This window comes from Cupriavidus sp. KK10, assembly GCF_018223725.1.
Classification (GTDB): Bacteria; Pseudomonadota; Gammaproteobacteria; order Burkholderiales; family Burkholderiaceae; genus Cupriavidus; species Cupriavidus necator.
In genome coordinates this window covers 2530343-2542966 of the sequence record NZ_CP073677.1, presented here as the reverse complement: position 1 = coordinate 2542966, position 12624 = coordinate 2530343, and the positions used below count along the sequence as shown (strand labels likewise).

12 protein-coding genes are annotated in these 12624 nt (G+C 52.2%); 8 read left to right on the top strand and 4 right to left on the bottom strand.

Annotated features, from left to right (window positions below; genetic code table 11):
- Window positions 1–26 precede the first annotated feature (26 nt).
- The 8 genes from gmd (at window position 27) to KB879_RS12115 (ending at window position 8357) form a co-directional block, all read left to right on the top strand.
- Entirely contained in the window at window positions 27–1157 is a 1131-nt protein-coding gene (gene gmd, locus KB879_RS12150; protein ID WP_114130841.1) for a GDP-mannose 4,6-dehydratase, read from the top strand.
- A gap of 5 nt (window positions 1158–1162) precedes the next feature.
- Window positions 1163–2122: a GDP-L-fucose synthase gene (locus KB879_RS12145; protein WP_211981484.1), complete on the top strand. Its 960-nt coding sequence runs from the start codon at window positions 1163–1165 to the stop codon at window positions 2120–2122.
- A 55-nt stretch (window positions 2123–2177) separates the two neighbouring features.
- A complete protein-coding gene (locus tag KB879_RS12140; protein WP_211981482.1) occupies window positions 2178–3497 on the top strand; it encodes a lipopolysaccharide biosynthesis protein in 1320 nt (439 codons plus the stop codon).
- Window positions 3498–3790: 293 nt separating this feature from the next.
- A complete protein-coding gene (locus tag KB879_RS12135; RefSeq protein WP_211981480.1) occupies window positions 3791–4135 on the top strand; it encodes a CatB-related O-acetyltransferase in 345 nt (114 codons plus the stop codon).
- Window positions 4136–4137: 2 nt separating this feature from the next.
- Complete coding sequence (locus tag KB879_RS12130; RefSeq protein ID WP_211981478.1) at window positions 4138–4716, top strand: acyltransferase; 579 nt, start codon at window positions 4138–4140, stop codon at window positions 4714–4716.
- Window positions 4717–5055: 339 nt separating this feature from the next.
- Window positions 5056–6036: a hypothetical protein gene (locus tag KB879_RS12125; protein ID WP_211981476.1), complete on the top strand. Its 981-nt coding sequence runs from the start codon at window positions 5056–5058 to the stop codon at window positions 6034–6036.
- Window positions 6033–7184: a glycosyltransferase gene (locus KB879_RS12120; RefSeq protein WP_211981474.1), complete on the top strand. Its 1152-nt coding sequence runs from the start codon at window positions 6033–6035 to the stop codon at window positions 7182–7184. The genes KB879_RS12125 and KB879_RS12120 overlap by 4 nt, the downstream gene beginning before the upstream one ends.
- Before the next feature lie 15 nt (window positions 7185–7199).
- Window positions 7200–8357: a glycosyltransferase gene (locus KB879_RS12115; RefSeq protein ID WP_211981472.1), complete on the top strand. Its 1158-nt coding sequence runs from the start codon at window positions 7200–7202 to the stop codon at window positions 8355–8357.
- A gap of 301 nt (window positions 8358–8658) precedes the next feature.
- On the opposite strand, the gene KB879_RS12110 is transcribed toward KB879_RS12115, so the two are convergent.
- The 4 genes from KB879_RS12110 to KB879_RS12095 all read right to left on the bottom strand — a co-directional run bounded on the left by KB879_RS12110 (window position 8659) and on the right by KB879_RS12095 (window position 12623).
- Window positions 8659–9720: an acyltransferase gene (locus KB879_RS12110; RefSeq protein WP_211981470.1), complete on the bottom strand. Its 1062-nt coding sequence runs from the start codon at window positions 9718–9720 to the stop codon at window positions 8659–8661.
- A 188-nt stretch (window positions 9721–9908) separates the two neighbouring features.
- Complete coding sequence (locus KB879_RS12105) at window positions 9909–10781, bottom strand: glycosyltransferase family 2 protein (protein ID WP_211981469.1); 873 nt, start codon at window positions 10779–10781, stop codon at window positions 9909–9911.
- Window positions 10771–11328: a putative colanic acid biosynthesis acetyltransferase gene (locus tag KB879_RS12100; RefSeq protein ID WP_211981468.1), complete on the bottom strand. Its 558-nt coding sequence runs from the start codon at window positions 11326–11328 to the stop codon at window positions 10771–10773. Before KB879_RS12100 ends, KB879_RS12105 begins: the two co-directional genes overlap by 11 nt.
- A gap of 56 nt (window positions 11329–11384) precedes the next feature.
- Window positions 11385–12623 carry a glycosyltransferase WbuB gene (locus KB879_RS12095; RefSeq protein WP_249221287.1) on the bottom strand — a complete coding sequence of 413 codons (1239 nt, stop codon included), beginning with the start codon at window positions 12621–12623 and terminating at the stop codon, window positions 11385–11387.
- Between the last annotated feature and the right edge of the window lies 1 nt (window position 12624).

The window sequence follows — 12624 nt, the reverse complement described above, 5'->3', positions numbered from 1 at the left end:
CCGAATCTCAGAACAGAACACCGACAATGACCAAGACGACTCAAAAGACCGCACTCATCACCGGCATCACGGGCCAGGATGGGTCTTACCTGGCTGAATTTCTGCTTGAGAAGGGATACATCGTTCACGGCATCAAGCGCCGGGCCAGCTCGTTCAACACCTCGCGCGTGGATCACATCTACCAGGATCCTCATGTCAGCCACCGGAACTTTGTGCTGCACTATGGCGACCTGAGCGACAGTACCAATCTGATCCGCATCGTGCAGCAGACCCAGCCGGATGAGATCTACAACCTGGGTGCCCAAAGCCACGTGGCCGTGAGCTTCGAGTCCCCGGAATACACGGCAGACGTGGATGCGCTCGGCACGCTGCGTCTGCTCGAAGCGATCCGGATCCTTGGCCTGGAGAAGAAGACGCGCTTTTACCAGGCATCCACGTCGGAGTTGTATGGCCTGGTGCAGGAGATTCCGCAGAAAGAAACCACCCCGTTCTATCCGCGCAGCCCGTATGCCGCAGCAAAGATGTATGCGTACTGGATTACCGTGAACTACCGGGAGTCCTACGGCATGTATGCCTGCAACGGGATACTGTTCAACCACGAAAGCCCGCGTCGCGGTGAAACCTTCGTGACGCGCAAGGTTACCCGCGGCCTGTCAAACATCGCACAAGGCCTGGAGAACTGCCTGTACATGGGCAATATGGATTCGCTTCGGGACTGGGGGCACGCGCACGACTATGTGCGCATGCAATGGCTGATGCTGCAACAGGAGCAACCGGAAGACTTCGTCATTGCCACAGGCAAGCAGGTGAGCGTGCGCGAGTTCATCAGCCGAAGCGCCACGCAACTGGGTATCACGCTGCGCTTTGAGGGGGAGGGTGTTGAAGAGGTGGCCGTGGTGGAGGCAATCAGCGGTGAAATGGCGCCGGCCCTGGCCGTTGGCGATGTGATCGTCAAGGTCGATCCTCGCTATTTCCGACCGGCTGAAGTCGAAACGCTTCTCGGCGATCCGACCAAGGCTAAGGCGAAGCTTGGGTGGGAGCCGGAAATTACGCTTGACGAGATGATTGCGGAAATGGTTGCTAGCGATTTGGATCAGGCGCGCCGTCATGCACTGCTGAGGCAGCATGGATTTGATGTGGCTGTGAGTGTGGAGTAAATCAGATGAATAGAAATCCGAGGATTTATGTGGCAGGCGATCGTGGCATGGTTGGAAGCGCTATTGTTCGCCGCTTGCAGGCCGTGTCCCACGCGGAGATTATCACGCGTAGTCACGCCGAACTCGACTTAACCGACCAACATGCAGTCCGCCGTTTTTTTGCAGAAAATAAGATCGAAGAGGTTTATCTAGCCGCTGCAAAGGTCGGGGGCATTCATGCCAACAACACCTATCCGGCTGATTTCATTTATCAAAATCTGATGATCGAGGCGAACGTCATACACGAGGCGTGGCGCGCGGGAGTGCGAAAGTTGCTATTCCTAGGAAGCAGCTGCATATATCCGAGGCTGGCTCCGCAGCCTATGGTCGAGAATGTATTGCTGACAGGTGCTCTCGAGCCAACGAATGAGCCATACGCAATTGCGAAAATTGCAGGTATCAAGCTCTGTGAAAGCTACAACCGCCAGTATGGCACCGATTATCGTAGTGTTATGCCCACAAATTTGTATGGGCCCGGTGATAACTACCACCCTGAGAACAGTCATGTCGTCCCGGCATTAATTCGACGCTTCGTCGAAGCCAGAGAGACCAACGCAGAGCAAGTCGTGGTCTGGGGCACCGGGGCGCCGATGCGCGAGTTCTTGTACGTCGATGATATGGCCGCAGCGAGTGTCCATGTCATGAACATGAATAAAAGCAGATATGACGACATGGTCACGCCATCATCTAGTCACATAAATATTGGGGTAGGTGAAGATATTTCAATTGCCGAGCTCGCCCATCTGATCGCCCATCACGCGCGTTATTCAGGACGCATCGAGTTCGATAGTTCAAAGCCGGATGGCGCACCAAGAAAGCTTCTATCAATTGACAAATTGCGAGGAAGTGGCTGGGAGCCGACCGTAAGCTTATCAGTTGGAATTGCGGAAACGATCGCATCGTTCGAGGCCGCTGAAGTGCGTTAGATTTTCAGATGCGAAGATCTTCTGAGGATGGGCTGCAGCGATGAGAATAGAGAGATTGAAGAAAGCGGGAATCGGTCTGGATATACTGTACGTTGTGGCGGGACGTTCCGCATCTGCCATTTCAGCAATTGGAATCGCGATGGTGCTGGCGCGGCTGATCCCTACGAACTCTTTCGGTGCTTACTACTTCGCACTGGCCGCAGCCAACTTTTTCTCGATGTTATCGCAACTGGGGACGTCCCAGGCGATCATTAAGATTGGCGCTATTTTTCGGAAAGATTGCAACCGCGGAGAAGGGGTCGATTTTTCGAGCGCGGCTGGCGGGGTTCTCTGCATTGTTACTATATCAGCGGCGGGTATTGCTTTACTGGTCTTCAGCTCATGGACGCTTCTTCTGAATAGCTTCGGTGCTGTCGAGAGCCTGAGAGGCCATGGTTTGGCCTTTACGGCTTGGATTTTTGCTTTCTCTATACAGCTAACAATCGCGGATATTTTTCGCTCAGCCGGGAGACTAAATCTGTTTGCGATGATGTCCGGTGCGCTATCGAACTCATTGCTTTTGTCTGGATTGCTTCTGTTAATGGCTATCGGCGCTGATGTTGACGTTGGGGAGGTGATGACGATTGGAAACATATCGATCGCCATTTCCGTCCTAGTTGGGATGTCGATCGCTCGCAAAGCAAAGCTCTTAAGATTCAAATTAATCTCATACTCAATTCGCACAATTGCTCGTTATAGGAGGCTGGCGATACATTCGCTGAGCGCCGCCGTATTTGCGTACCTGATATTGCAAACCAACATATGGTTTGTTGCCCGCTTGGGAAGTGGAATTGAGGTCGCAAATTTCGCGCTCGCGAGCAGGCTCGTTGCCACATTGGCGCTAATTAATGCGGTGATTGCGTCATCATTAGCTTCTCGTGTCGCGGATGCTTGTGTGTCATCGGATTTTGCATCCCGTCAGCGGCTTGCGACAAATATTTGTCGTATTTCCGTGATCTCAGTTGTCATTCCCGCACTCATATTGCTGCTCTTCGGCGATGAAATCATTAGGTTAATGTATGGCGCGAGTTATCCGTCGGCAGCATGGATGGCAAGGACAATGGCTGGAGGATATGCGGTTGCAGCTTTTTTTGGTATGAGAAACCACTTTTTAATGATGTCTGGCGGCGAGGCGATTCAAAATTCTGTGTCAGTCATTTCGGGAATAGCACATGCAATTTCGGTTTTTACGATCATGAGTGTGGCTGGCATCGAACTCGGCATCGCAGCCTCGAGCATTATTCTCGCCAGCACGGCAGCGCTAGAGGCATTCATCTTGTATAGAAAAAGAGGAATAATGAGCATTCCATTGGCCCTAAATTTGAAGGGAGGCTAGTTGCTTTGTTGAACCGAATCGCATGGCTCATCAGATACTCATTCTTTCTCAAGCGAACGCTTCAGTTGCGGTGTCATTGGACTGCCTATGCTGACAGTAGCTCCCGGTTTGAGGGAGCGAATATCCTGGCAAAGAATGTGGAGGTCCTGAGTTCGACGCTAGGTAAATTTAGCTACCTGAACTATGGATCCATCGTAAGCAACTGCAATGTCGGGAGATTCAGCTGTATTGGACCGAAGGTAATCATCGGAGGACTTGGGCGCCATCCGACCTCAAGGCGATCAACACATCGAATGTTCTATTCGACAGCGAAAGATATTTGGGCGGGCTACTGTGGTGCTGAGAACTATCTCGAGAGTGAATCGGTCGAGATCGGTTGTGATGTCTGGATAGGTGCTCGCAGTATTGTTCTGGACGGGGTAAGGATTGGTGATGGGGCAATTGTTGCTGCTGGATCGGTGGTAACCGAAAACGTCGATCCATACGCGATTGTTGGCGGAGTTCCGGCAAAGCTAATCCGTAGACGATTCTCTCCGGAAGTAGAAATGAAGCTAGTCAACGAGGCCTGGTGGGACTTGTCAGATGAGGATTTAAAAAGGGCTGTTCAACTTGGGAAATTTTCCATGGAGATAGAGTAGCAATGATCGGCAGATTGCATCGTAACATTGCATCACCAATGCTTGCAGTCCTCTATCGGGCGCTAGGTATAAATGTCGACGCACGAGTGTTATTTTATGGGCGGCCAATAATTGAACGGTATGCTGGTTCAAAAATCCACCTTGGCGATGGAGTTGTTCTTTGTTCGCTAAGTCGATATACGGCACTCGGCGTGACTCGTCCTGTAATAATACGAACATTTACCAGGCGGGCGGAGGTGAGGGTAGGGCGAAATTCGGGCTTAAGCGGTGTTACCGTGTGCGCGGTCGGCTCGGTCTCCATTGGGGAAAATTGCTTAATTGGTGCTAACGTAATTATTTTCGACACGGATTTTCATCCGGTCGAGTCGTTAGAAAGACGAAGTAGGCCGATCGAAGCCGCACGAAACAAGCCAGTGATTATAGAGAATAACGTATTCATCGGCGCAAATTCAATAGTTGGAAAAGGCGTCACTATTGGGCAAAATAGCGTGGTTGGCGCTGGCTCCGTGGTGATCGCCAGCGTTCCGGCAAATTGCGTCGTTGCCGGTAATCCTGCGAAGATTGTTAAATATTTAGGGTAATTTGATACCGTGAGGGCAAGAGCCATTGAATTCGCGCGCCATAGGACCCGAGAGAAGGGCCGTTGGGCGGTTCCAGGCGGGAAGTTTGCAAAGGCCATAGTGGGTTTACTGTTTATTGCTCTGACGGTTTTTCTTCAGATTGGGGGAAATGGGCTCGCATCCGTCTCGTTTGTTGGATTCGCTTTCACTCTGTTTGCCCTCATCGCAACGCGCGGATTCACTTTCCCATTCAGGCCGACGCTTCTCCTATGTTTAGCCGTCATGCTATTTTCCACTTGGCCATTTGTCTGGGCCCAGGAAGGCGGGTCAATGATCCTGAGGACTGTTAGGGAGTGGCTCGTGCTCGCCGTGATTGTATCCGCAGGCGGCGCGCGTTGGAGGTGGAGTGGAAGCACAAGGGATATTCAAAAACTGATCGCAAGGCTCCAGCTATTGCTCTTAGCTATCGTGATTACTCAGCTTTTTGCGCTGAAGGCCGGGCTTGGGGTTCATGCCTTCTTGCCTTGGAGCTGGTATGGATCAATTTCCGGCTCGGAACTAGATGAGGTCAGAAGTACCACTCTCGCATCCTACTGGTTGGAGCGCGGGATGGAGAAAGGATTGGTGCTCGGGGAGGAACTCATTGTACGTCCTTCTGCATTCTACGCAGAACCGTCCTACTACGGGTTTATTGCATTCTCGCTCTACGTCGCGTACGCACACTGTGCGCAGAACTTTGGGAATCGGATGAGATTTTTTGGGATTACACTTCTTGGCCTTCTTATATCCCAGACCTTATCTGGAGTCGTCATTTTGACCCTTTATATGACTGTTACGGAATGGCGCCACATTGTACGGCGAACTCTATATTTGTTGGTCATTTCAATTGGTTTGGTGACGTCTATTCCCTTCTATGCGGGGTATTCTAGGCTTTTCTCGGTCTTCGATGGATCCGTTGAGGCGTCGGGCTTTTCTCGCTTGGTAAAACCTTTCCTGAATATGCAGGAAATGCTGGGAAATTACTATTTCCTAGGGGTAAATCCGCTGGCGTTTGAGCGGGTTATGGGGGTATCCGAAGCTGTGGGCGCTGCTGGTCTGGACAATGGCGTACTCAATATATTTCAGTTTTATGGTTTTGGTGCTTTAATAATCTTCTTTCTGCTCAAAAGCCATCTAAATGGGCGACTGTTTCTATATCTCATTTTGTGTGGTGTATTTAATGGCACCCTTTTCGGTTTCGATAAGGCTTTCGTGTTCGTAGTCGTGGCGTTTTGTTTTTCTATTGGCAGGTTCGGGTCAGAAGCCGAGAATGAATTTTTGAGAAAAAAAGGGAGATCATGATCGTCTTTGTTGCTTCTTACATCCCGGTTGCGAAAGGCAAAGGAAGCCTGGGTGCTGCAAGGAAGATTGAACTGATCATAAATCAATTGAGTAAGGTAGACTCAGACATTATTCTGCTTAATACAGCCGACTTCAGACGAGATGGCCTAGTACGCGCCGTCGCTCGGGAGCTTGGGGGAATTGGCGTACGCGAGTTTTGTCTCCCTGTTTTTTTGGGAGGTGCTTTCTCGAAGGTTGCTTCCATTTTTATGGCGGGCTGGATCGCTCGATCACTCTTCGATGAAATTGGTATTCCGCGTCTAGTATGGCTGTACAACGGGTACGCTTTCGAGTCGTTGTTCGGGCGGGCTGCGAAAAAGCATTTTGAATGCCCGATTGTCTTTGAGTTCGAGGATTGGCACTTCGCAAGAAATAGGGGGTTGAGCCCGAAACCTTTTTTGGATTGGTTGGCCTGGAAGTGTCTTGGTCATCATGTTGATATATCTTTTGCTGTAAATGGTAACTTGGCTCGCCGGCTTGGAGAGAAATACGGCCCTACGCATCTCCTTCCGGGAATCGTGACGCGCAGCGTTGATAGGGTTAGGGGGGACGTTGTTCCCTTTTCGCGTGAAGATGATGTGATCAGAGTTGGCTATTTCGGCCAGTTGAATACGGAGAAGGGGGCGCATATAGTCCTGGGGCTTGCCTCAAGGTTGCCTAATGGCTATGAGCTTCACGTAACCGGTATAGGCCCATTAGCCTCCAATTTTAAGGATGCGTCTGCCACCGAGGGGTCGCCCCTTCGTTTTCACGGGGCCGTCGCGGTTGATCGCCTCTATGAAATAGTAGAGGAATGCGACGTCATCTTGAATCCACATTTTCCACTGGAAGGCGATGCAGGGGGGTTATTTCCTTTCAAAGTCATAGAGGCGGTGTCGAGCGGAAAAGTGCTGATTTCCACGTCGGTGCCAAAAACTGGCTTCGAATCGATCTTGGGTGGTGTGAAGTTTGTTGAACAGGATATTGACTCGTTCGTGCGCGCAGTGGTCGAAGCCAGGCAATTTTACCAGTCGTCAAGAGGGCGAATTGAGTCCGCTGCGGAAGAGGCCTATTTGCGATTCGGTGATGGGTGCGTATCGCGTCTACTCGCCGATGCCAAATTAATATAGTGAATAGAGTGAAAAATGAAACTGCTTCGCGTTATCTCGACAATAGATCCTCGTGACGGAGGTCCGTCGGAGGGCGCAAGAAAAATCGATTCAGAGTTGATCAAACTCGGCCACAGTACGGAAGTCCTTACTCTAGACGGACCTAATGAAAAGTTCATTGCAGAATACCCAACAGCGGTGCATGCGCTTGGGCCTTCGAGTGGTGGCTATCGCTACAATGGAAAGATAGTTAAATGGTTGAGAGTCAACGCCCATAAATACGATGCGGTGATCGTAAACGGAATCTGGCAATATCACAGCTTCGCAGTTTGGAGAGCTCTCTCTGGAATCAGAGCGCCGTATTTTGTCTTTTCCCACGGAATGCTCGATCCGTGGTTTAGATATAAATATCCGATCAAGCATCTTAAAAAATGGCTGTATTGGCCGTGGGCGGAATATCGGGTTCTTCGGGATGCAAGTGCCGTTATTTTTACCTGTGAAGAAGAGAGGCTCTTAGCTAGAAAGTCATTTTGGTTGTATAAAACTAATGAGGCTGTCACTTCATACGGTACGTCAACCCCTCCTACAGGCGGGGAGGACTTTGCAGCCCAGTTCGTCGGTAAGCATCCTGAGTTACAAGGCAAGCGAATAGTGTTGTTCCTCGGAAGAATTCATGAGAAAAAGGGATGCGATCTTCTTTTGGCTTCGTTCGCCGAGGTTTCAAAAATGGACGAGCGGTTGCATCTCGTAATGGCCGGACCAGACAAGAGCGGGTGGGGAGAGAAACTTCGAAATATCGCACGGCGTTTAGGGATGGATCAGAGAATTCTCTGGGCAGGAATGCTCCAAGGTGATGAAAAATGGGGAGCATTCCACTCGGCGGAAGTTTTTTGTTTGCCCTCCCATCAGGAAAATTTTGGTATCGCGGTAGCGGAAGCCCTGGCGTGTGGAAAGCCTGTACTGATTAGTAACAAGGTTAATATCTGGCGTGAGATCGAGAATGATGGTGTTGGTTTTGTCGATGACGCATCGGTTGCTGGGACAACTCGGAATCTGAAGCGCTGGCTTTCCCTGACAAATGAGGATTACCGCAAAATGAGCGTGAAGGCGAGGAGAAGCTTTGACGAGCGTTTCCACATCCGGCGTGCTGCCGAACGCTTGGTGGAAATCATCTCGGAAGGGAAATTGAGGTGAGCTTTGCGGATCTAAATTCCTGAAAGCGGATAGAAATCTCCTTCTCGTGCCGAGGAGGAGTGGATCTGCTCTACTTGCTTGCGCTCGTCGCCTACGAGGCGGGATGGTTTCTCTCGCTCCACACGGCGCGCGTTTCAGCACGCCGTACGCCCACCCCTCACTGGTCCCGATCCTTGGGCCGCTCATTGTATTTTGGATTCTCGCGTGCAAGCTCTTGCCGCTGAAATCGAAAATGATTTTGTAACAGCACAATAAAAATGCCAGCCGTCGGTGGCTGGCTGGCGCCCTATTGACCGCGAAACTATCTTGCCTCGCGCGGGCGCTTGGTCAGCCCCATTTCGGAGAGAACACGCATTACAGCGGGCTGGAATACCAGCTCAAGAATGTAGGCACAGGCTAGGGCACAGAGAATCGTGATAAAAATCTCCGCAATCCGCGGCAGGCCAAGTTCGTGCACCAAAATTATAACGGGCTGGTGAGACACATAAAGCCCATAGGAAATAGGCGCAATCCGGCTGAAGGCCATGACGAACTGTTTGGGCACAGTACCAAACCGCCGGCCAAGAACCACCGCAAATACCAGGATTATTCCTGTCGCGAAATGACGGATTTGGAGGACCGGCTCTGCTCCTGTCGACAACGGCCTACCTGCAGCTACAAATCGAATTGCAAGTAGCGCCCACAAGGCTGCTCCTACGAGCATCAGAGCAATAGAAAATCGCTGTCCTGGAAGCGATATCGAGCCCGTGTCTACATATTCCATTGCGAGCTCTAAGCCAGCCCACCATAGGCAAAAATATGAGGCGAACAAGAATGGCTGGGCCGGAAAGGCGATATATGCTAGCGTCCCAAATATAACAATCGCTGCAACAGCGATCCGTTTTGAGTTGTGTCGGCTTAAGCTGCCGGCGAGGAATAGCCCAGTGAATGCAACGTAAAACCACCACTCGTATGAGAGCGACCATAGTGGAGTGTTCGTGCATAGCGGAGCGACCCACGTCCCCCCCTTAACGCGCGCAATATCCTGTTGCATCAGAAGATTTCCAACCAGGTCCTGAACAGTCAGGCACGACATATCGCCTTTGACCGCGTTCGCGAGGACGGCCAGGCCGAGAGCAAGAATGAAAATGGGATAGATGCGTAGGGCCCGCCTCCACATGAACTCTCCAGGCGTCTGCCCTCCTTTCGATTTTGCGTAGGAGAAATAAATCACGAAGCCGGATACTAGGAAAAACATGATGACCGCCTCTTGCCCGAACCGCAGCAATGGCTGAAGCCTAGTCCCCGCTAGGGGATCAAGGTGATGCAATAGTACATAGAGAGCGGCGAAACCACGCGCCGCCTCAAGGTTTTCCAGTTTCATCGGGATGCTCCTTGGAGCAATACGGGACCTCAACCTAGGTAACCGACCATAAGACACACCACTACCCAGCCAAGGGAGGGTTCGGAAATGCCTGCATGGTGCTCTAGCTGAGAACACACCCCATGTGGGGGGGAGTCGAGCTGCGAGCGATGAAGTCTAGTCCATGTGTACGGGCGATTACGGGGCTTCTAATCTAAAAGAGCGTGCTTCTGTTGGAAGCTAGAATCGCGGTCTCGCATTTCCAGTTGCCTCGTCTTGAGAACGATGAGGTATTCATAAATGGACTGCAGCGCTGCATAGGTTAAGCCTGCTTGACCGTCCAGGAACCCTCTTTTCCCGATGAAGAGGATCAGGAATTTAATGACCGGTCGCATCGGAAGTCGGTAAAATATCTCTTTTTGGTGAAAGCGTCTTTCGTGAAAATCTTGGCAAGTTATCGCCTTGGTAAGGCTGAATGGCGTCTTGCCTCTTCTATTTTCGATGATTTGTGCTGCCTCTAGGTTGCTATAGCTGTTATGTCGGTTGACCCAGTGCTCAATTCCCTTGCTGAAGGGGTAATGGTCTAGGTATCCGGAAATATTGGCGGTTGGGCCGTCGGGAATCGAAACAGGGTTTACGAGCCGTTCGTACCGCATTTTTGTTGGACGAAATAGGCGCATGTAGTAGGGAGAGGTCTGCACATGCTTAAGCCAGGTCCCCATGAAGAAGTCTCGTCGCCTTACGCTGAAGGCTACTGCGTCGGTAGCGGAATCGGCAGCGCTTAATACACTCCGAACGAGTTCCGGTGTCATCCGCTCGTCAGCGTCGATGTAGAACACCCATGGATGTTGGAATTTGATGTTCTTAAGCCCCCAGTTCTGATGGCTTGCCCAATTGTCGAATGGTCGTTGCGTCACGGTTGCGCCAAAGGCGCGCGCAATCTCAACAGTGGCATCAGTGCTGAGGGAGTCGTAGACGTGGATGTCATCCGACCACGAGACGCTCTCCAGGCACCCGGGGAGATCTTGCTCCTCGTTCTTCGTGAGGATGAGTACGGATACTCCGGATGTCTTATTTGACATGTTGAGTTCTCTTTCGGATTGGTTTTGCCGGCATACCGGCGTAGACGGTCCACGCGTCTTTGGGAGAACGCGTCACAACTGATCGTGCGGCGATGACAGCTCCAGTCGGGAGAGTCACTCCCTGCGATACGAATGCCTCGGCGCAGATCCAGACCTGCGATTGAAGGGTGATGGGCGCTGCCATTAACTGGAAATTTTGCGAGTTGTAGTCGTGCGAGCCGCCGCAGAGGTGAGCGCCCTGGGAGATGACGCTGTAATCTCCAATGGTGATCATGTCCATGTTGTACAAGGTGACACCATCGGCGACGCCAACATGGTTGCCAATCTCCAGGTTCCAGGGCGCCCAGATTCGCACGGCAGGGTACACGTGGACATGCTTGCCAATATGAGCACCGAACAAGCGCAGAAGACCTGCCCTCCAGGCGTGAAATGGTCGGGGGCTTGGGCGGAAGAGCAGCAGCCACGCGCAATTCCAGAGTTGGCGCATGATCCTGTTCTGCAAGGAGAACGAAGGGGAGATGGTGGGATCGTTTCCTTGGATGATCATTACTTGTATCGTTTGATAGCGACCATGATTCGGGAGCGGCGATCGTTGCTGAAGCGTTATCGTTTTGCGGTACCGGGCTTTGAGGGAAGTTCTTCAAGCACTATCCCGATTTGAGAGACAAAGCGGGCCAACAGACTATCCACGGCCAAGGACGTCTCCGCATACCTTCGCGCGGCGTGACCTAGACTGACTCGGACATCGTGTTGACCAGCGAGGGAGAGAATGGCGCTCGCCAGTCCGGAGGCGTCGCCAGGCGCAACGGCAACTCCCCGCCCTGTGACGACGTCTGCGAGCTCGGTGTGATCGGCGGCAGTTGCAATGACGGGTCTGCCGCTTGCGAGCATGCCTGTGAGCTTGGACGGCATCACCAGATCAGCTGCGTCGGCGCGCTGAGGGAGGAGATGAATGTCTGCGCTGGAGAGGAGGGATGGAAGCCGCTCTTTCGGTTGCAGAGGAAGAAAATGCGTCCGTGCCAAGCCTGCACACGCCTGCTGAAGCTCGGCTTTGCCCGGGCCGTCACCGCAAAAGATGAAATGAACGTTCTCAGCGTCTTTTAGGAGGTGGGCGGCCTGGGCGAGTAGCTCCAGGCCCTGTTTTCGACCCATGTTGCCTGAATAGAGGGCAATGACAGCCTCGCGCGGAATGTTCAACTCGCTGCGGTACGACCGGTCCGCGCCTGCATTGATTGCGTTGACGTCTACCCAGTTGGGGAAGTGCACGAGGCGGTGGTTCTCCACACCCTTTGCTTCGGCCAGTCGCAACATCGCTTGCGAAATCGTCGAGACGCGATCGAAGCGACGCAGTATCCATCTTTCACCGCGCTCGACGATGTCACGCAGCCGTTGACTCTTGAGAATGCCCAGTGCAAAAGCCGCATCTACCTCGAAGTCTTGAATATGGAGCCACGTCTTGGCTCGAAAGAGTTTTCCGAAGAGCAATGCTGCCGGAGCGCAGAAGAGGGGCGGCTCCACCACAAAGAGGACATCTGGACGCCATTTTGCCTGCCCAAACAAGAGGGGAAGACTGCTAGCGGCAAAGGTAGCCAAATGGAGCAGCCGCTTGAGCCCGGAGGGAGCACGCGGAACCCAAAGTGGGGATCGCAAGACTGTTACCCCATTGCGAACCTCCCGGCTATAGCGGCACCCGCTATAGTCGGGAGCAATGGACCATTCCGGATAGTACGGCGGTGCGGTAATCACGCGTACCTCATGCCCCTGCGCAACTAGCCACTCAGCCTGCTCGGAGGTGTATTTGCCTATGCCCGTCAGCTCGGGGGCATAGTTGAGGCAGTACATG

Bases quoted from the DNA above. Each gene is read 5' to 3' on its own strand.
- gmd (WP_114130841.1), top strand. From the start codon at position 27: ATGACCAAGACGACTCAAAAGACCGCACTCATCACCGGCATCACGGGC.
- KB879_RS12145 (WP_211981484.1), top strand. From the start codon at position 1,163: ATGAATAGAAATCCGAGGATTTATGTGGCAGGCGATCGTGGCATGGTT.
- KB879_RS12135 (WP_211981480.1), top strand. From the start codon at position 3,791: ATGTTCTATTCGACAGCGAAAGATATTTGGGCGGGCTACTGTGGTGCT.
- KB879_RS12130 (WP_211981478.1), top strand. From the start codon at position 4,138: ATGATCGGCAGATTGCATCGTAACATTGCATCACCAATGCTTGCAGTC.
- KB879_RS12120 (WP_211981474.1), top strand. From the start codon at position 6,033: ATGATCGTCTTTGTTGCTTCTTACATCCCGGTTGCGAAAGGCAAAGGA.
- KB879_RS12115 (WP_211981472.1), top strand. From the start codon at position 7,200: ATGAAACTGCTTCGCGTTATCTCGACAATAGATCCTCGTGACGGAGGT.
- KB879_RS12110 (WP_211981470.1), bottom strand. From the start codon at position 9,720: ATGAAACTGGAAAACCTTGAGGCGGCGCGTGGTTTCGCCGCTCTCTAT.
- KB879_RS12105 (WP_211981469.1), bottom strand. From the start codon at position 10,781: ATGTCAAATAAGACATCCGGAGTATCCGTACTCATCCTCACGAAGAAC.
- KB879_RS12100 (WP_211981468.1), bottom strand. From the start codon at position 11,328: ATGATCATCCAAGGAAACGATCCCACCATCTCCCCTTCGTTCTCCTTG.
- KB879_RS12095 (WP_249221287.1), bottom strand. From the start codon at position 12,623: ATGTACTGCCTCAACTATGCCCCCGAGCTGACGGGCATAGGCAAATAC.